Source organism: Microbulbifer sp. ALW1, from assembly GCF_009903625.1.
Taxonomy (GTDB): Bacteria; Pseudomonadota; Gammaproteobacteria; order Pseudomonadales; family Cellvibrionaceae; genus Microbulbifer.
Genome location: NZ_CP047569.1, coordinates 3,284,873 through 3,304,465, shown reverse-complemented (window position 1 = coordinate 3,304,465; position 19,593 = coordinate 3,284,873). Strand labels below are relative to the sequence as shown.

The window sequence follows — 19,593 nt, the reverse complement described above, 5'->3', positions numbered from 1 at the left end:
TATGCGACTGCTACGATTAGAAAATATCAGTCTTAACTACAGAGAAGGAATTAATTTATTCAATCGAGGTAAAAAAGTTGCCCTTAAGAATCTGACATTGGATATAAATAGTGGTGAGAATATAGGAATCTTAGGGCGCAACGGAGCTGGGAAAAGCACATTACTTAAGCTTTTGGCTGGTATTTACAAGCAAGATGGAGGGCGAATATTAAAGAGTGGGGACTTAAGAGTCTCTTTTATCGGCCTTCAAAGTGGTTTTGTTCCTTATATGAATGGAATTGAAAATGCCACACTAACTGGTCTCTTAATGGGAATGACGAAAAAAGAGATCGACAAAAAGCTTGAGTCAATCGTCGCATTTTCTGAATTGGGGGAAGCGATAAATCGACCGATTTTCACATACTCCTCAGGGATGCGAGCGAGACTTGCATTTGCCGTATCAGTTTTTTCTGATCCAGACTTATTACTAATTGACGAGGCAATGTCTGTAGGTGATAGCCGTTTCAGGGAAAAATCTAAAAAAACAATATTGGAAATGATAAAGGGAGACGCTGCGGTTGTACTTGTTTCTCATGAACCTGGATTGGTCAGCAGTCTATGCAAAAAAGCTGTTTGGTTTGAACAGGGGGAAGTTAGAGAGCAGGGAGAATGTTTGTCGGTAGTAGAAAGTTACACCGCAGCTCTTCATAAAAAGCCGCCTGTCGATACGAATGAGTTGGTGGTATAAATGCCGCTCAATAATGTGACCGAAGTTAATGTCTGCCGGATTTTAGTAGGGGTAATCACTTATAATCCAAATAAGGAAACACTTTATTCCCTTATTTCAAACCTGGCCGCCCAGCCATATGACATACTTATTTTCGACAACGCCTCCAATAGCCAAGCTGAACTGAGTAACATCTTTAGCCAATGGGACAATGTAATTTTTCTTCGGTCAGAAGCCAATATAGGACTTGCTTCCGCCGCTAATAGAATCTTTGAAACTGGAACAGCAGGGAAATACGACTTTGTTGCACTGTTTGATCAAGACTCACTTCCAGAGAAGAATTATCTTAGCGTTCTCAGGTCACAATATTATGAACTAAAAAGGCATGGAAAGCCTGATATTGCCGCAATATCTGGTACTCAATTATGCAATTTTAGTGGCACGCGTGCGCCGTTTATTCGTTACTCGGCTTTTTTTCCTACGAAAGTATATCCTAGTCAATTTGAAGGTTCAGGTAAATTTGACTTTCTTATAACCTCTGGCTGCCTTTTTCCCTTATCAATAATTGACGCTGTCGGTCCATTCGACGAAGACCTGTTCATCGATAACGTTGATGTGGAGTGGTGCTGTCGGGCAAGAAGCCTAGGCTACGAATTGGTAGGTACAAATGAAACTTCGTTTTCGCATAGTATTGGGGACGACGTATATAAATTATTTGGTAAAATTGTAGCCAGACGCCATTCACCAATACGTAGTTATTATTCTGTACGTAATCTCTTAGCGTTAAGTAAACGGAGATATGTCAGTGCGGCTTGGAAAATTAACGCAATTGTTCGCGCGCTCGCTAAGTCAGCTTTAATTATTCTGTTAAGCAAGGAGAGAGTGAAATATTCACGAGAGATTTTCCGCGCGTTAAAAGATGTAAAAAATATCTCTACCTCCCCTAATTACAGGAAGCACGACTAATAAGGGCAGTGGGAGTATAGAATTATGTTGAGAAAAAAAACAAATGATCTAGTTGTCGGTCTGGTTACTCATAAGTCTTGTTTAGTCTTGCTTGAGCAGACCCTTAGTTGTCTTGTAACGGCTGTGAATGAATTGGCAGGCAGTGTTCTCGCTAGCCAAGTAAAAATTGTAGTCGTTGATAATTCGGACGACTATGGATATTTGGAGAGCCTGAGAAAAATATTAGCGATGCCAAAATTTGATGATGTCGCTATTGAATTGCTTCATACCGAAAATCGAGGCTTTGGCTCCGCACATAACCAAATTATAAATTCCAATGTTGCAGATTTCTATTTAGTTTTAAATCCGGATGTGAAATTTGAAAGCAGTGCTCTAGTCTGTGCAATAAGTGCATTAGTAGAGCAGGGCGCAGATTTAGTAGTGCCTAAGGTATTTGATGCTGCTGGAAATGAGCAGCCTCTTCATATACACGCGCCCAGTCCAATTTATATATTAATCCGAGCATTCGCGCCCACGTGGATTCGAAAACTTCTCGCCGGGTATACGAAGAAAATAGAGGATGTCTCGATAAATTCTATCATTCCCCGGGGAAGCCGAATTCTTTTTTCTGGCTGCTGTATGTTATTTCGGCGAAATTCCATTTTAAGTCTAAATGGTTTTGATGAAAAATATTTTCTGTACTTTGAAGATTATGATCTTTCTCTGCGGGCCCTGAGTAAAGGCCCGGCAATTATATCCGGCGAATTTTCAATCATTCATTATGGTGGGGGAGCATCAAAAAAGAGCTGGACCCATAGAACTCAGTTCATTAAGTCTTCACTAAGATTCTACAGAAAATTATATTTAACCGGATTTGAATCTTGATTATGTTTGGCAATCTCTCACGTATTCGATTTAAGCTTACAGTTGAACTGTTTAAAATTGCCCGACGTATTCCGTTAGGGGTTGTGTTCAAATTAAGGAACTATCACTTGGTTCAGGCGTTGTTCCGCTTATTAAAGGATGAGGCTCATAGAGAGCGTTTCTCTTACCTGCGCTTAATTGATCTTCAACAGAAAAAAATTGCCAAACTTAGCGATAGAAGTAGCTCAGCGTTAAGTTTTACGGTGCTAATTAAAGTAGGCTTAGGAAACGTCGAGCTTCTAACGAGAACACTCGATAGTTTAATGAAGCAGCGCTACTCTCGTTTAGAAATTTATGTGATAGCAGATCCCACCCTGATTCATCAAGTGGAATCACAACGGGGTGATCGCGACGTAACAACGTGTACATTAAGTGAACTTGATAATGTAGTGCAAGTTAATGTATCAAGGGAGAATTATATATTCTTTATGGATTCTGGTGATTTATTGCATGAAAACACCCTGAGAGTTATCAGTGATTCTTGTGTAGAGTCCAATTATCCGCCGGCACTTTATACTGACTCGGATACATATGGCGAGAATGATATTAGGACGGAACCAAGATGTAAGCCAAAATGGTCACCAGATTATTTTTTAGAATATAATTATATAGAGAAAGGAGTTTTTTTTAAGCTCGGCAGTATCCCTTCAGGATTTGAAAAATATCTCGAAACATCAGTTAGTGAAGCAAATTACTGCACTTTGCTAGATTTGTTTTTTAACGGACCAAACGATGTAGTTATCTCCTCCTTAGCCTACATTCTCTACCATGAGAACAGAGATAATGTGCGAAAACCACCTTCGAGACTTGCAATTCAACGCCTTACCGAATTAGGTCAAGTCTGCGGTTTTAATATTAAAAATCACAAGGACAATCAGCGCCAGATAGAATGGCATGCAAACGTAGAGAATTGTTTTGTAAGTATTATTATACCCACTAAAGATAGAGTAGATCTCTTGAGTCAATGTATTGATTCAATATTGGGGAAATCTACTTTTCAAAATATCGAAATAATTGTTGTCGATAATGATTCAGTAGAATCTACGACGGCCAGCTATCTGAAAGAAATTAGCAAGAATTCAAAAATCCGCGTGATTTCTTACCCTGGAGAATTCAACTTCTCTGCGATTAATAATCATGCAGTAAAGGCGGCGAAAGGGCAGTTAATCGCATTTGTAAATAATGACATCGAAGTAATCACCCCCGATTGGTTAAACATATTGGCTTCGCATGCTCTTCGCCCTGAGATTGGATGTGTAGGAGCTAAACTGTTGTATCCAGATGGTTCAGTTCAGCATGGAGGTGTTGTTATTGGTATCGGAGGCGTTGCTGGGCATGCTCACAAGAGAGCACCTGGCGACTCTAAAGGTTACATGAATAGATTAGTCACCTCTCAGAATTACTCTGCTGTAACAGGGGCCTGCCTGGTTGTTAGAAAGAAAATTTTTGAAGACCTAGGAGGTTTTGATGATGAAAACCTTAAGGTGGCATTCAATGATGTTGACTTTTGTTTAAAAGTTCGGAGGGCCGGATACCGTAACCTCTGGTCGCCTGCTGCTGTACTTTATCACCATGAATCAGTATCACGAGGTGATGATCGAAAAGGCGCTGCGAAGCGACGATTTGAAAGTGAAATTAAACATATGAAAACCGTCTGGAATACCGATTCTGAACACGACCCAGCATATAATCCAAATCTGGCGAGATATCGCGAAGACTTTGGTTTAATAACACTAGATTAATGTAAAAATTGCAACCTATCAGAAAGTAGCTTTAAATGCGTGTATTGATTTGTGGATTGAGTAAAACTGGCACAACGTATCTTGCTGAAAAAGTTAAGCGATCTCTCGAAGACTATCTTGGAAGGGTGGTCCAAGAAGTTTTTGAACCTAAAAGCATCGAAATTACTAATGGCGGTTTGTATTATGGACATAAGACCTACCAAAAGTTATCGAAACCAGAAGAGGTAGTTAAAGTCCTTGCGGACAGTGGGCCATCATCTGAGTCTATTATTGCGGCACAGAATTTTTTTGATAAAAAAATTATGATTGTGAGGGATCCCAGGGATCGCTTAATTAGTGGTACATTTTACCGATGGCACTCAGGACATAATCCTGATCCGGAAAAATTTCATCGAAGTCTTCGGCTAACGAAGCATAAAGAAAAGAACCCTGAGGATATACCCTTTATGTTTCTTTTCAATCAAAACCCCATTTTTTTCTGTCCTGGTAAAGCGGACTTTGGGGCATCCTATAGAAGTGCACTCCGCCTGATGGATGACCTTGATAATGACTGGTATATCATTAAGTATGAAGATATTGTAGACGGGAACTTAAGCGGACTTGGTGAATATTTGGGGTTAAACATCGCTGACAAAGTTTCGGTATCGGCTGGGCGCGCTCGCGTCGCACGAAGTAAGTCATATGGTAACTGGAGAACATGGTTTACTGAGGTCGATGTAAATTATTTCAAGCCGATATTTAAAGAGTACATGGAAAGGAATGGCTATGACTTCAGTGATTGGGAGCTAAGTAAAGTTTCTGAGCTTCCCTCTAAAGAGGGATCAGAGTATATGCTGAAAATTTATAGTGCAAACCAAAAAAGAAATATTTCGCTAAGCAGAATTCATCAGAAACTTGTGCCATTGGCTCAAAATATTTCAAAGCGAGTTTCTATGAAAGTCGCCCGTTCTGATTTTATATATAGCAATTTCCCGAAAGTTCCTGAATCTAAACCCTATTTCTTTATCCATATCCCAAAGACCGGAGGAACTAGCTTTCGTGAAGCATTAATGATGCGAGTAGGGGCTATTAATATAGTTGAAGACTACCGAGGGCATGTGGATTATAGGAAGTCGCTTGTCTATGAATACATTGACCAAAAGAATGACTTTGACGGTTTTTTTAAACGGTTCTCAGAGCTGAGGAACCCATGGTTGGTTGGGCACACAGATTTAGAGCGTTACTCCAAACTATTCGATTCTGAACAAATTATCACCTTTGTCAGGCACCCGGTCGAAAGGATAATATCCTCATATCGTCACAAGGTTCGAACAAAGCGACTGGAGTGTAGTTTTGAAGAATTTTGCCACACAAATGAGTGCCAAAACTATCAGTTTAGGAAATTGAGCGGCCGACCATTAAAAGATATTGGCTTTGTTGGAGTGACAGAGCGATATCAAGAGTCAATTCGATACTTTAATTGGATGACTGGGCTCGATCTTCCGGTATTTGCATCAAATCAGGCACCTAAGTCAGCAGATTTTGATATACCTGGAGATCTCTATGCTGAATTGTGCCAATTGAATAGCTTAGATTTTCAGATCTATGAAGAGGCCAATGCGCTGTTGGACTTGAAATTGAAATCTATTACTTAATTAACTGAAAGTATTGACCACCGGTAGTTAATGAGACTAATTATTAGTTAAAGAGTTTTTTATGTTTGTGCGAGAAGAGTTATCCGTTAGCGACATTAAACACAAAGTTCTGGAAAGTGGGTTTGTTGCTTTTAGAGGGTGTAGAACAAATAAACCGCTAGAAATTTCTCTCGATAAAAAAGCTAGATTTGTTCGTCTAAGTTTACAGGCGCTTGAGTCCTTCCACCTCGATGAAATTGAGATCTATGACAACACGGGAGTAAATATAGCTATTGGAAAGCCCACAATAATAAGCTCCATGTACAACGACGATCCCAGGTATAACGGGAGCGGAGCTGTGAACGGTACACGCAAAGGTGGCTGTGGTTTTCACACCAAGCGAGAAGAGTCTCCCTGGATTGTCGTCGACCTCGGAGCTGTCTACCAGCTCTCAAAAATAAAAATTTTCAACAGGGATGATGACTATTTTGTCCGCGCGCTGAGTCTATGTATTGATTGCTCTGTGAATCTCTATAAATGGATTCTCATTCATGATAACTGGAGCGCTTTAAAAGTGATAAAGGGCAGCAAGGTAACTCCGAGAGAGGAGGCACTTTATCACGCGTGTGTTTTTGAGCCAAAGATTCCTCAACAGTTATTAAAGAAACTTAAGTCTACTGATCACAATGCTGCGAAAATGCTACTTAATGATGTCAATAGCGTGATTAGTGATCAGGGATTGGCCTTGGCGACCCACGGGTTCAGAAAAACGTTTGACTTGATCGGTGACGAGGCCAAACAAGTAATCTACGAAGAACTTGGTCAAATTTTAAAGTGGCTTAATGAAGACTTTGGAGTAAACGCGTTTATTTCATCCGGTACCTTACTCGGAATTATTCGCGACGGAAAGTTAATTGCTCACGATGATGATGTCGATATTTGTTATATTAGTAATTTTTCTGAGCAGAGTGAAATTCTTTCCGAACGAGAGAGGTTGGTTGAATTCCTGATATCCAAGGGATGTAAGCTGAAGCGCTCTGGCGTGGCACATTACTGGTGCTCTACGCCCAAATCTGTGAAATTGGATATTTTTACCGGATGGGTTGAAAATGAGCGTTGCATTATGAACCCTCTGAATATTGACGGTTTACCAAAAAATGCAATATTTCCCCTAGTCAAGCGTGATGTAAGCGGTGAAGAACTGGTTGTCCCATCGAACCCGGAAGCGTTACTGGAATTAAATTACGGTACGAACTGGGAAACTCCTGATCCATTGTGGGTTTTCGACTGGACACATGCTAAAAGAAACTATAATTTTTTGTATTTTAAATAAGTAGAGTATCTATGAAGACAGTGGTTACATTTGGAACATTTGATGTTTTTCATGTCGGACATATCAATTTATTGCAGCGTGCATCGGCGCTAGGCGATACTCTTATTGTTGGCGTTTCTACTGATGAACTGAATTATAGTAAAAAGCAGCGTTACCCTATTTACAAGCAGGAAGACAGAGCAAAAATTATCAATAGTTTGAGGTATGTTAATTTTTGCTTTTTTGAAGAATCGCTGGAAAGGAAAGCAGAGTATCTACAGTATTATGGCGCTGATGTTCTAGTGATGGGTGACGACTGGAAAGGTAAGTTTGATCAATATAGTGAAATTTGCGAAGTGGTGTACCTTCCTCGGACTCCCTCAATTTCTACCACTGAAATCATTGAAGTAATTGGCAGTTAATGATGGGAGGGTTTGAAAGCCTTAACTCTTCTCATTTATATATTTAGGCTTTCTAGGGCTGTTTCAGATTTCTGGAACAGCCCTTTGTGACAAATCGTCGAATGATTACTGCAGTTGTTGAGAAAGGCTTTGGAAGTGCTCGCTTTCAGGTAGCTCTTGATCTTTTAGGAATTGTGAGTAATTAAGTGTGTTCTTGTGTCTGGTAGTGTCAAAGTTATCAGCATCAGCTTGAGTCCAGCGTGACTCTTGAATTAGCTTCTCCGAAGACATTTTCATTACATTGTTGTAGTTGATGAATGGAATCCCAGTAGTTACAGCTAATTCTTCGGTCCTTGAATCAATAGATATAACTTTACCTGGTACGCCGACCTGAATGGGTAGCGCTACACCGTGATATCTTGGACCTATAACTTGAGAGAATTTTTTGCTGTATTGCATCCAGTTTTGTGCATCTGCAAAATAGACCGAGTTTATCGCTATCCATTCAATAATACTTTCGATTTTTCCTATGGATGAATAAGTACTTTCGATAGCATCAACTTGAGCTGGCGACAAACCATCAATGTTTTCCAAAGCAAGATCAAAAAGCGCTTTAGGGTGCTGTAAAATATAGTCGCCGTTGTACTTGTCAACTATTTCAACTAAAAGCTTTTCGATACTTCTGGAGGGATGAAAAGGATTGCCCGCTGCAGTGAGGATTTTATTAGCCTTTCTTTTATTCTGGTGCTGTAAGCACAGCTGACCTAAATTAGTCAGTGGGGAAATAAACTGCGATGGACAACCGTATGGATTTGAGTCATAGCCATAATGGCTAATTACTGATGAACTGAACACTCCCCGGGTTAAAAAATTACTCTTTTCAGGGTTTGCACGGAGTGAGGCGGCCACACTAAAAAACTTGATTGTCCCCTCCGGAAGGTCGGGAATGTCACCGAGATGATCGGCTTGTGCACCTATACCAATAAATGTTGATGGTAGGTCAAATTGAGCGAGTCGATCAGCCCATCCGGAAAGGTCAGCATGTGTCCCAAGTTGGTTCGCGCAGCATACGACAATGTGATCCAGGTTTTGATGGATTGAACTTGGGTTATCTCCCCAATGGATTAGCTGTACTTTCCCACCAAGGATTTTTTTAACGCCCTCTACAAACGCGACATTTCCCGTATTCCCACCGGTAGCCGTCATCCATTCCGATGAGCTACCAAAAGCAAGTCTATTTTCAATAAAAGACTTGTCATGTACTAAATTAGTAATTAGACCTATACGCATTCTATTACTCTACTGTCCTTGAATTTCATCTATTGTAGCTTCTTCTATCAAGAGGCTCTGAATAAGCTGAACGTGCTCCTTAAACGGAGACGCGTTACCTGCCGTTTTTGAGTACCAATAGTCGAATACTGAGGGTTCTGTCGCTTCGACAATTGCTTTTGCTAAAGCCGATGCATTTCTTGCTTCGAATGTAAGCCCGGCTTTCCCTTCAATTTTTTCCTTCATCCCACCGATATTGGACCCTATCAATGGCCGTCCAAATGAGATGGCTTCCTGGATAACTACGGGTGAGTTTTCCCACCATATAGAGGGGATAATTACCCAATCAGTTTCATTCATTAGTGACTGAAGTTCATGGGGCTCGTACTGGCCACGCAATACAACACAATCGTCAAGTTTTTCAATCGTCTTTAATATTTTATCTTTAAAGTCTGGGCGTTGGTGATCTAAATTGGCACCATGAATGTCTATACGAAGGTGGCTTCTAATTGATTGTGGTATTAGTACAAGTGCTTCTAAAAGTACATCGACACCCTTGTAAGGATTAATTTGCCCAAAAAAGGCAAATCGATTTCGTTTTTCACCAGCAACTAACTCCCTGGGGGGGAGCCTTTGTTGCTCGGTAAGTACGTTTTCAATAACAGAGAATTTACTTTCTGGTAGTCCCCATTCAATATATCTTTTGGCTAAAAAAGCACTCGGAGATACGAAGTGATCAACGCAATCGAATTGATCCTGAATATATTGCTTCCTCAGGAAAAAATCAGGTGCAGTATGCTGAGGAAAACAACGATGGCAATCAGCTTCTAATGCATTCTCGCAAAGTTCCAGGGTTCCACTTTTAACCATTTGCCCATTGTGTAGGCAAATTGCCATGTACTCATGTACAGTGAATACAACTTTGGCTTGTGGAGAAAGTTGCTTAAAGAGACGAAATATCTCGATGCCAATATGAGCATAGTGGTGAATATGGATGAGGTCCGGCTTAAATTCATCTGTGATTTCTTTCAAGCAGTCTCTGAGGTTCTTTGTATCGGATGCTGTCAGGTTGAACCAATCATTGATACTGCTGTGAAATAGAACTTGATCCGGAGCAATTCGATTTAGATTGCTACCTTGCTGCGGGATACTATCTGTTCGAGCAACATATAGGCAATTGTAACCCGCGGACTTTAATAAGCTAAATAGGTTCCAACTGGCAACCTCGGCGCCCCCTTTCATGTATTTCGGGTGCCCGTGGGAAACAAACATAATATTTTTCATGAATTCTTTACCTGCATGAATTCTGGAAAATGCGTAAAAATCTGGGATGTCCATTTCTGATTGTAAACAAGCGCATTGTATATAGTGAGCTTGTGCTTCCAGTCTCCTGGCTCCACTAGATTTTGAGACTGGCGTTCCAAGTGGTAAATTTCGAGGTCACGACGAATAAGATTCTTCTTTCCTATTTCGATAATTTTCAAACAGAGATCGGAATCTTCAAAATCGCCTAAAATGTAATCTGCCTCAAATCCTCCAACTTTTTCGAAATCTTCTTTCCTTAGCGCGATGCAAGCTGCTGTAAGCAAAGGACACTCTTGGGTAGGCGGGAGTTCCGGCGCCAGCTCAAGATCTACCCCTTTACGGGGATGGTCATTAAATAGAATACCCGGGTACTCTTTAATGCGCATCGGTGCCATGCCATCGTGTTGAATACTTTGATCTTCAAAGAGCAAGCGTGTTCCAACTATTCCTACTTCCTCACTCTCTAGCGTGGAAACTAGGCTATCTGCCCAGTGCGATGTTAAAGGCATTATGTCGGAATTAAGGAGAATTAAATTCGCTGAATTGGCGTGCTTTACGCCAATATTATTTGCTCGGCCATATCCAACATTCTGTTCCAGGGATAGGACGGAGAATGGGAACTGGAATATCTCAAAGACTTCCCCGGCCAGCGCATTCACATCTTCTACTATATTGGGATCGTCAACAACAAAAAGAATTTCGTGGTTTCTAAGCTCTTTTTGTCTACTGAATCGAGAAATTTGGTAACGTAAAAAGTCAAATCGCCCATATAGCGGGATAATAATGGTTGATTTTGGTTGCGCGGGTTGCTTACCGAAATCAACCCTTTTACAAGAAACTTGGGAATCATGCCGATAGAGTTTCGACAAAATAGGACTGATCACATCAGTGAAGCCATTGATATGCTCTGCAGCCAATGGATTCCATCCGTTCAGAGCTTTGATAAGGCTATCTTTTTGATTTTCCAAAAGTAGCTGCGTACTCTGAATTGGAAGCCCGATGGAATGATCAACAAAATTAACTCTTAATGTTAATTTATTCGCTTCGCTTTCTGATAGGGTGTTTGGAAATTTAATGCTGCTTAAAAAGCCTCTACAACTACTTTTGGAAAATTTATCCTTAAGTGCACTTTCGACGTCTGTTCTTCTCGTCCAAATAATAGCTTTTTCTGTACTGGCTATTACTTTCTCACTAAGGAGAAGATCAGCTGAGGTATATGCAGATTTACTGGCAAGCCAGCCATTCACGAACAGAACATCGTCCCCTAGTAGAGAAAAATCAACATGGCCTTGTGAGTCGTGATGTTTGCTCTTGACAGCATCTTTAAGAGGGTCTTTCTTGATGCCAAGCGATGCTCCCGAAGATTTCTCGTTTGTGACGGGGTATAACTTTTGGCTGCCTCTGCGAGATACAAATGAAATGTAAAGCCCGGAGAGATCATTCAGCGTGCTGCAGTGAATGTTAAATCCCGTAGCTTCCATCCGGTATGCCGCAGTAACATCTTCTCGTGGATGGGTTTCGATTGAGCTATATACTTCTCTTCGCTGTTGATCAACCAAAGAAATACTTCTTAATTTGCTCGACGCATACCACCCAGTGATAGTGATTCCATTGCGAGAAGCCGTTGCTTGGTCGAGGCAAAATTTAGGAGCCTTAAATGGCCTTAGCCTATTTTTAATTTGTTGTAACATTCAAAAATAATCTTCTAATTTAGTTCCACAGTGAAATTAAGAATCTGCAAGATATTATGTATATTATATCTTTCTAAATGTTAAAATAAATTAGAAGCACAACATTAATTTTAGCTTCACTAATTTTTTTAAGATTTAAGCAGCTACTTCTTTTAGATAATATATGGCTAATGAAATGATCTTTGTTTAAAGGTTTGGCCTAACGCATAACTGAACTCCACCCGCCTTATTGCGATGCCATTTTGAAGCTTGCTTTCGAATCACTTGCAGAAGTGGGTCAATTTTACCAATTTGTATGCTAGCCGTATATATGCTCTGGGTTTGTTTTTCACAAGCTTCTACCATTATGGAGCCTCAAGGCGCTGTCTGGCGGTCTTTTTATTGCGCAAATTGATTGCTGGCAGGGCGTATTTTTAAATTTAGTGCTGCTATGTCTTTGTGGCTTGCCTTCATTGGTGGGCTATGGGGTTTACCAAGAGTGTGTATTCATACTTAAGCACTCGCGCTATCTAATGTACCTGGCTTTGGCTTTGGCTTTGGCTTTGGCTTTGGCTTGAGCGGAGCGAATTGTGCGTTGGGCACTCTCCGCTTTAGGCTTTTGTTTGGTTTCAAGCTTGTGACTTGATTTCTTCCAGATTATTCGTTTATCGGTGTAAGCCGCTTTGTAGTGTGTTTGCTAGGGAGGGTATATGCAGGTGAAATATCTCGAGGCCCTAGAGGGGTGGTAAAAAGGAGGGGAGTAGCTTAAAGAGAGATGCCGCGGATAGCGGCATCATAAAATAGTCTGCTCTATTGCCTATTTGTAATCGAACTTCACTCCAACACTTTTATTGAGGAGCTCTTTCAGTATCACGAAGTTAGATGTGCTGCTCAATATAGATGTTGCAGACTTCAGGAAACTCCAGTTTTCTTCCAGTAAATTCTCATTGATGGCTTTTTTGATTGTATTTATTTTCTCATTTTGGTTTTCTAATGTCGTTATTTGGTGATAAATCTCTGCGAGTGGGCTGATGTTAGTATTTCGTAGCAATTTTGTGAAATTCGAATATTGCTGTACAAACGTGGTGTTGCTTTGGCGGTCGAGCGAGCCAATAGCCTTTCCTGGATTTGAATAATTTTCTATATCTAGAGAGTATCCAAAAAAATCAAAATCACTAGAATAGATACTTTGTACTAGTGCGATCTCTTCGTCTCCGTAGTACTCTAATAGCTTATTTCCCGCGTTGCGGGCATGTGGGGCGCTATGGACATATGGGATTGACTTAGACTCCAAGAAGCTTTGGACGGATCCCTGTTCTTCCAGAAAGCCGATAAATGAATATGGTACGATTGTGGGTAGTAGGTTGTGGAACTGGGGCCTAAAATGAGGGTCGAGGTTGTGTGGACTTGTTGACTTTAGCGCTTTCAGAAAACTTAAAAAATTAAACTGTTCTTTAGTGGTGCTTCTGGGAATCCCAAAGTCACGGCAAAACGGCCACCAAATGTGTCGATCCGCTCCCTTGCCAATCTTATCGAGATATGCCGAAAGGACACGACTATATGGGTTTCGTACAATTGTGAAAAAATCGTATTCAGGAGCATTTACTCCTAAATCTGAAAGATAGGGGAATGGCGACTCTCGTCTAATGTGAACATTTTCAGGCTCTTGCCCTTTTTCTAGCTTCCAAAGTGATTTTTTAATGCTAGAGCATGCGACCTTCGGATTCTGCCAGTATATCAATTTTGCACTAGGAGATGGGTGACAGAACCATTCGATTTCATCTTTTCGTGGGAATAGCTTTTCCATTATCTACCATGAACTAATAGTTGACCGCTAGCCCATTGATTTGGGCCAGCGGTCAAGTTTTAAATTTCAGCGTTTACGCTTGCTTTAACTTCTGGTTGGCTTGCGCTATTCTTGCGCTGGTTTTCTGTCCAATATGAAATACATGGAATCTTAGATCGATCACATCGTGATTCATACTTCTTGGCAATCTCGTTGACTTCAGCAAGTAGCCCTTCGGAAAGATAGGTAGGCTTTAGCCCCATCTGCAGGAAGCAGTCATTTGCCACGAAAAGATCATTCTCATCGGCTTCATTTCGCGGATTCGGCATTAACTTGAATTCGGTGCCAGAAACATCGGAAATCATTTTCGCCAAATCCCGCACTCGGTGAGTCTCGGTCATCTGGTTGAAAATTCGAACCTTCTCTCCTTTCGCCGGCTCGTTTTCCACTGCAAGGCGAATACACTGAACGGTGTCACGGATATGGATGAAGGCGCGTGTCTGGCCTCCAGTACCATGCACGGTTAGCGGATGGCCTACTGCTGCTTGCATAACAAAGCGGTTCAGTACCGTGCCATAATCGCCATCGTAGTCGAAACGATTGGTGAGATCTTCATGGCGATTGGTTTCATCGGTATTCGTGCCCCAGACAATTCCTTGGTGGAGATCGGTTACACGGAGGGCGTCATTCTTATTGTAGTAGGCAAAAAACAGCTGATCTTGTGTTTTGGTCATGTGGTAAATGCTGCCCGGGTTTACCGGGTACAGAATTTCCTTTTCAACCTCTTCGCCTTCATCGGTAGTCATTTTTACGGTCAGGTATCCTTCTGGAATTTTCATTCCTGCAGTGCCGTACCCGTATACACCCATGGTTCCCAGGTGAACAAGGTGAATATCCAATCCGCTTTCAACAATGGCCGCCAGCACATTATGGGTGGCATTTAAATTATTATTGACGGTGTAAATTTTGTGTTTCGCCGTCTTCATTGAATACGGCGCTGCTCGCTGTTCTGCAAAGTGGACAATTGCGTGGGGTTCGTACGCGGTAATCAGGTCGAGGACTTCCCGGTACTCATGTGCAATATCAATGTTATAAAACCGAATGGTTTTTCCGGTTTCCTCTTTCCAGCACTGCAGGCGTCGCTCGATAGACGCAATGGGGGTAAGGGAAGTAACACCGAGTTCATTATCGATATTTCTCCGGGATAGATTGTCTACGATAACAACCTCGTGCCCATGTTGCGAGAGGTGTAGTGCTGTAGGCCAGCCGCAAAAGCCGTCTCCGCCTAAAACTAAAACCTTCTTCATAAAAATACTCCTATCTAAATTAAGTGGATGCCACATTCATCTCGTTCATTCTTCTTGGTCGGGTCAAAATAATTGCCCGGTGACATGATCGAATTGCGAGACTTGTATTCGTTAACGTCCTTTTGTGTCCAATAAAGAATCGGCGAGAACTTTATTGTATTTTGTGCAACCGAAAAGCTTCGAAGTTTTTTTCGATTACTGGTTTCCTCTGCTCTGATGCCTGTGATCCAGAGGTCAGGCTTGAGTTCGTTGAATGCTCGAGTAAGAGGTTCAACTTTAATCATTTGGTTGAACGCTTCTCGATGCTCATCACTGGCCAACGGATCCAGCCCCATGACACTGGTTAGAAAAGCATGTTGGTATTTGGGGCTGTATGCCTTTAAATTGATTTTCTGTGTCAAGACTAATTGCTTGATGTACTTGTAAGTATCCGGATGTGTAAACCCGGTATCTATCCAGACAATTGGGATTTGCGGAATAGTCTTAAGGCAAAGTTCAATCGTCACGCCTGAGTCATAGCCAAAACTTGAAGTAAGAATTGGCTTTTTGAAATGCCCGTTGCAATAACTAAGGGCTTCGACGGCAGACTCTCTTTGATCGAAGCGTTCATTAAGGTGCGCGCACAGGTCTTCTAGTTCGAACTTGGTCATTTTAGACTTCTTGCTATTTTTCTGGGTAGAGCAGTATCGAGGTGTCTCTGACTAATACCTTTCTTGAAGTGGCCTGTGTATTTTGGCTGACTTCTCTGCGGCGTTTGAAATGGATTGTACCTTTCGCAACTTTATGTATGTATCCCTTTCCAAGAGTTTCACAGTTCCAGTGCCAGTCTTCATACGCGAATCCGGTGTTGAGATCTCTATCGCAGTACGGGGATGATAAGTAGGCATCTTTATGCGCCAAACAGAGAGCGTCCCAGGGGTTACCGGATCTTAAAAACATCGGGTCAAAGCTATCTTCTTCTTGGTCGGCTTTCATCAGGATGTTGTTACTACCGCCGAAAAACCAGTTCATTTCTGGGTGCACAATGTACTTGTTGCTTTTTCGGGCGATTTCCATGGCTTTAATAATCCAGTTTTCACTCCACAGGTCATCTCCGTCGAGGAAAGCAATATAGTCTGTAGAGACCTTTGTGCACGCTAGGTTTCTTACCTTTCCTTGGTCGCCAAAGTCGGTCTCTACAACATCAAAATCCAACTTTTCTGCGAGCTCTTTTGCAAAGTCAGCGGTGGTTGTGTCTGCTTTGTCCAGATACATGATGGTCTGGCAGCGTATTCCTGCCGACTCGGCCTCACGCGCTGCGGCTAAAAGACTATTGATTGTTGCACCGAGAAGAAAGCCTTCATTGTGCGCTGTAACTATGAGAGTGATTTCGTGTTCGTAAGTCTGCATGTCTTAGGCTCCGGCGCTTAATGTATCAACGACGGCTTGAGAGAAGATCTCCTGTTCGTACGCTGCCATGGCTTTACCCTGTAGTTCTTCCGCTTTCCCGAAAGCAAATTCATTATGATCAAGTAAATAACGTATTTTCTCTATGTAGGGTGCTGGTTCATCGATATCTTGTTCCGGCACCAAGAACTCAGGGAATTCGGATAGTAATTCAGGTATAGCGCCCGCGGCGGAGGCTACTACAGGGATGCCGGCACTTGCGACATCGAGCATTATCGTGGGCATTCCATCCCAAAGACTCGTGTAAAGCCAAACATCACACACCTCGAGGGGGAGTTCTGAAAAATCTCCATATTCGCCCATTGGTTTAATGTTTCGCGGTTCGTCTAAGTTCTGGTCGGGAGTATCTAGGACTGCTTTCCCCCAAACCCAGAATTCTACATCCGGCATCCCCTGAGCAATTTTGAGGAGCAGGTTAAAATTCTTTTGCCTGTCAAATCGACCGGCCCAGAAAACGCGTCGCTTACGGTTCCGTATTTTTAAACCTTCCTGACTCCGAATCGTGGCTACGCCAATTTTTTCGTGTATAGGTGTGCGGAGGACTAGAATTTTATCTGCATATTTCCCAGTGAGATGGTGATCTTGAACGATCTCGTCTTTCAATTTTTGGTTATCGACAAATACCCAATCATGAATTGGGAAGGTTTGCGTGAAGAACTCTTGGGGGTAGCCAGTTCTAAGGCCCGATTTGGTTCTGTCTGAGCAGAAAAGATAGGAAGTAATTGAAAATAGGGTTTTGAGTTGTTTTCCGTAGGCGTGCAGTGTTTCCCAGCAAAGACGGGAGTTCACGTTATAGATAAACTTTGTATCAACCCCTCTTAAAAGCAAAATAAGCGCCTGAATCTTTGCATCTGAAGCAAGATGTAACGTGTGCTCATGAAAGTTGAAAATTGTTACATCTGTAGGAAACCATTCTGGGTGCTCAAAGGTGGTACCATCAGTTGTAACGATGCATAGGTTTTCACTACCAAACTGTTTGGCGAGAACGTGGGCGAGGGCGCCGGAAACGCGAGCCGCGCCGCTCATTCGGCAGTGTGGGATGAGCATTATTGCTTTATAGCGAGTTTTAGGGAGGCTCTTAAATATTGCCATGTCGGCAGAATAAAGATCGTTTGCCGGGTGGTTAAGCATCGGTTGTAAGATGCTCCGTCCTTTGCCTTTAAAGTTGACCCTCGGCTCATACGCTTCGACTTTTTTTAGCTGCTCCTGAATTTCAGGTGCGAGTAATCTTTCGCTTAAGGCCTCATTTTTTTGCTCTAGATCTGCTAGTAATTCCAATTTGGTTTCGCTATCTATATAGATGGCCTGGGTAGCAATGCCCTTGCTTTCCACTCGCAAGCCTTTTAGCGCTGAGAGGACTGAAGATGTTTTGTGTGGCAGTTTGTTTACGGCAGCATATCTATCAGCGTTAAACAGGCTGGATCCATTGCGGTTCTCATGTATCCCGTGGTTAAAATAATGCTGTAGAAGACGTTCATCGGAAAGATTGCTTAAATCTCTATTTTTCTCTCGGTAGTAGTTCAGTGAGAAGAACGGAGTGAAACGCACCGGCAAGTTGCGTCCGTTTCTAACCCAGTGCAACAATTCCCGGCCTTCGGGGATGTGCAGCTCAGGGTATTCGGAAAGCAGAGCTTTTCGATACACGCTTGGGTTGAATAGAAGAGAAAAATTTTCATCCTGTGAGAGAAGGTTGATAATGCTCTCAGGATTGCTGGCTCTAATTGCTGCTTTGAGTTCTTCGTTTTGGAAGAAGCCTATTATTGATTTTAAAAATTCAATATCTTTAGTTGAAAGTAGGGCGTTTCGGTACTTTTCTTCTACAATATGAGAGGGAGCGCAGTCGGGAATTGAGCTGTTAGGTGAGCGCCCCTCTTTGGCGCCATGCAGCACAAAGTGCTCAAATGCCCACATCTGAGCTTCTTTCACGTCAGGGTATTGCTCGAGGTATTGTGATTCATCAAATAGTCGAGTCGGTGCAAGTTTCCGCTTTCTTCCGGCATCCAGCCAATGAATAAATAAGCTCTTTAAGTCCGTGTTTATGCCGATAGTTTCGCTCAGTTCATTTTGAACCAATTGTGCGTCAAACAATGGAATGTGGGTCACTTCGCATGGCAGTTTTACGCTCCATAGCTCTCCATTTTCAACTGTTTCTAGGTCTGGAAAGTAAGCTTTTGCAACGCGCAGAGCGCCAATAGAGATATTAAAGTGCATGTTGTGACTCTTATACTGCTGACAAATCTAATTGCTTTTCTTTGAGTGGTCTTGCTTGAAATGCTCGGGAGCACTCACGAATTGCATCCATTAGTGAATAATGAGGTTTCCAGCCTAAGTCCTTTTCAATCTTACTGGAATCCAAAACTATACGGTCAAGCTTGTAGCTGCTGAGCCGGCTATGATTCTCGATGTTTAGTTTTGTTTTCGTTTCTTGTTCTACGAGCTTTATAATGTCTTCAAGTGTGGTAGCTAATCCCGAGCCAACGTTCCATATTTCATTTCCCTTGAATGTTTCCGCTAATGACATTGCTCGGCATACATCTGCAACGTGAATATAGTCACGTGCTGACTGCAGGTTTCCTACAATCTTGAAGGGGGTATTGTTAATGGCGGAATTAAATAACGCCGGAATTACGCCTTGCCTGTGATTCATCTGCTCAGAACCAATCGGATTGCTGGGGCGTAGAATGCTATAACTGACAGAATTGTTACGGGCAAAGTACTTGATTGACTCTTCAATCATTACCTTGCCAATTGCATAGGGGGTTTCCGGAGCGGTTATCTGTTCCTCGGTTGCGCGCGCCTTAATTTTGGTTCCGTAAACCTGGCCGCCCGAGGATAGGTAAATTATTCTCAGGTTTGGGTTAACGGAAAGTGCGTGCTCCATGTATCTTTGAAACTCAACTACATTCGTCTCGACTTCTTTCGATATGGATTGGCAATTCCTTGGGGCAGTAGCAGAAGCCAAGTAAAAAATTGAATTTGCTGCCTGGATCTTTGCTTTGAATCTGGCGGAGTAAAATGTATCCCTGGACACCAAGTTATCGTCGCTTTTGCGAGGTGCACGAGAAACGGCGATGTATTCTTGCTGCTGCTGATCTAAGTGAGCCTGAAATGCAGTCCCAATGAAACCAGAGCCCCCGATTAATAGTTTCATTATCTATCCCTACTTA

Annotated in this window: 16 protein-coding genes; 7 read left to right on the top strand and 9 right to left on the bottom strand. The window is 42.1% G+C overall.

Annotation, left to right across the window (positions count from 1 at the left end; genetic code table 11):
* The first annotated feature begins 1 nt into the window (after window position 1).
* The 7 genes from GRX76_RS13710 (at window position 2) to GRX76_RS13680 (ending at window position 7,664) form a co-directional block, all read left to right on the top strand.
* Window positions 2-727 (top strand): ABC transporter ATP-binding protein, encoded by a 726-nt coding sequence (locus GRX76_RS13710; protein ID WP_160153834.1) that lies wholly within the window; start codon window positions 2-4, stop codon window positions 725-727.
* Complete coding sequence (locus GRX76_RS13705; protein WP_160153833.1) at window positions 728-1,672, top strand: glycosyltransferase family 2 protein; 945 nt, start codon at window positions 728-730, stop codon at window positions 1,670-1,672. It begins immediately after the preceding gene.
* A 24-nt stretch (window positions 1,673-1,696) separates the two neighbouring features.
* Window positions 1,697-2,536 (top strand): glycosyltransferase, encoded by an 840-nt coding sequence (locus GRX76_RS13700; protein WP_160153832.1) that lies wholly within the window; start codon window positions 1,697-1,699, stop codon window positions 2,534-2,536.
* 2 nt (window positions 2,537-2,538) lie between these two features.
* Complete coding sequence (locus GRX76_RS13695; protein ID WP_236250365.1) at window positions 2,539-4,317, top strand: glycosyltransferase family 2 protein; 1,779 nt, start codon at window positions 2,539-2,541, stop codon at window positions 4,315-4,317.
* Between the two features lie 35 nt (window positions 4,318-4,352).
* Window positions 4,353-5,951, top strand: a complete 1,599-nt coding sequence (locus GRX76_RS13690; protein WP_160153830.1) for a sulfotransferase family 2 domain-containing protein — start codon at window positions 4,353-4,355, stop codon at window positions 5,949-5,951.
* Window positions 5,952-6,012: 61 nt separating this feature from the next.
* On the top strand, window positions 6,013-7,263 hold the full coding sequence (locus GRX76_RS13685; protein WP_160153829.1) for a LicD family protein: 1,251 nt from the start codon (window positions 6,013-6,015) through the stop codon (window positions 7,261-7,263).
* A gap of 11 nt (window positions 7,264-7,274) precedes the next feature.
* Window positions 7,275-7,664 (top strand): adenylyltransferase/cytidyltransferase family protein, encoded by a 390-nt coding sequence (locus GRX76_RS13680; protein WP_160153828.1) that lies wholly within the window; start codon window positions 7,275-7,277, stop codon window positions 7,662-7,664.
* A gap of 105 nt (window positions 7,665-7,769) precedes the next feature.
* Here the strand turns inward: GRX76_RS13680 and GRX76_RS13675 are convergent, their stop codons facing one another.
* From GRX76_RS13675 to GRX76_RS13635, 9 genes are all read right to left on the bottom strand, one after another.
* Complete coding sequence (locus GRX76_RS13675) at window positions 7,770-8,933, bottom strand: polysaccharide pyruvyl transferase family protein (protein WP_160153827.1); 1,164 nt, start codon at window positions 8,931-8,933, stop codon at window positions 7,770-7,772.
* A gap of 9 nt (window positions 8,934-8,942) precedes the next feature.
* Window positions 8,943-10,196 carry a glycosyltransferase family 4 protein gene (locus tag GRX76_RS13670; RefSeq protein ID WP_160153826.1) on the bottom strand — a complete coding sequence of 418 codons (1,254 nt, stop codon included), beginning with the start codon at window positions 10,194-10,196 and terminating at the stop codon, window positions 8,943-8,945.
* The gene (locus GRX76_RS13665) at window positions 10,193-11,908 is read right to left on the bottom strand and encodes a glycosyltransferase family 2 protein (RefSeq protein ID WP_160153825.1); all 1,716 of its coding nucleotides are present in this window, start codon (window positions 11,906-11,908) and stop codon (window positions 10,193-10,195) included. The genes GRX76_RS13670 and GRX76_RS13665 overlap by 4 nt, the downstream gene beginning before the upstream one ends.
* A 796-nt stretch (window positions 11,909-12,704) precedes the next feature.
* Window positions 12,705-13,694, bottom strand: a complete 990-nt coding sequence (locus GRX76_RS13660) for a sulfotransferase family 2 domain-containing protein (RefSeq protein WP_160153824.1) — start codon at window positions 13,692-13,694, stop codon at window positions 12,705-12,707.
* Window positions 13,695-13,753: 59 nt separating this feature from the next.
* The gene (locus tag GRX76_RS13655; protein ID WP_160153823.1) at window positions 13,754-14,980 is read right to left on the bottom strand and encodes an NAD-dependent epimerase/dehydratase family protein; all 1,227 of its coding nucleotides are present in this window, start codon (window positions 14,978-14,980) and stop codon (window positions 13,754-13,756) included.
* A gap of 14 nt (window positions 14,981-14,994) precedes the next feature.
* Window positions 14,995-15,630, bottom strand: a complete 636-nt coding sequence (locus GRX76_RS13650; protein ID WP_160153822.1) for a phosphoadenosine phosphosulfate reductase family protein — start codon at window positions 15,628-15,630, stop codon at window positions 14,995-14,997.
* 13 nt (window positions 15,631-15,643) lie between these two features.
* Window positions 15,644-16,369 (bottom strand): glycosyltransferase family A protein, encoded by a 726-nt coding sequence (locus GRX76_RS13645; protein WP_160153821.1) that lies wholly within the window; start codon window positions 16,367-16,369, stop codon window positions 15,644-15,646.
* A gap of 3 nt (window positions 16,370-16,372) precedes the next feature.
* On the bottom strand, window positions 16,373-18,637 hold the full coding sequence (locus tag GRX76_RS13640) for a glycosyltransferase (RefSeq protein WP_160153820.1): 2,265 nt from the start codon (window positions 18,635-18,637) through the stop codon (window positions 16,373-16,375).
* A gap of 10 nt (window positions 18,638-18,647) precedes the next feature.
* Complete coding sequence (locus GRX76_RS13635) at window positions 18,648-19,577, bottom strand: NAD-dependent epimerase/dehydratase family protein (RefSeq protein WP_160153819.1); 930 nt, start codon at window positions 19,575-19,577, stop codon at window positions 18,648-18,650.
* Between the last annotated feature and the right edge of the window lie 16 nt (window positions 19,578-19,593).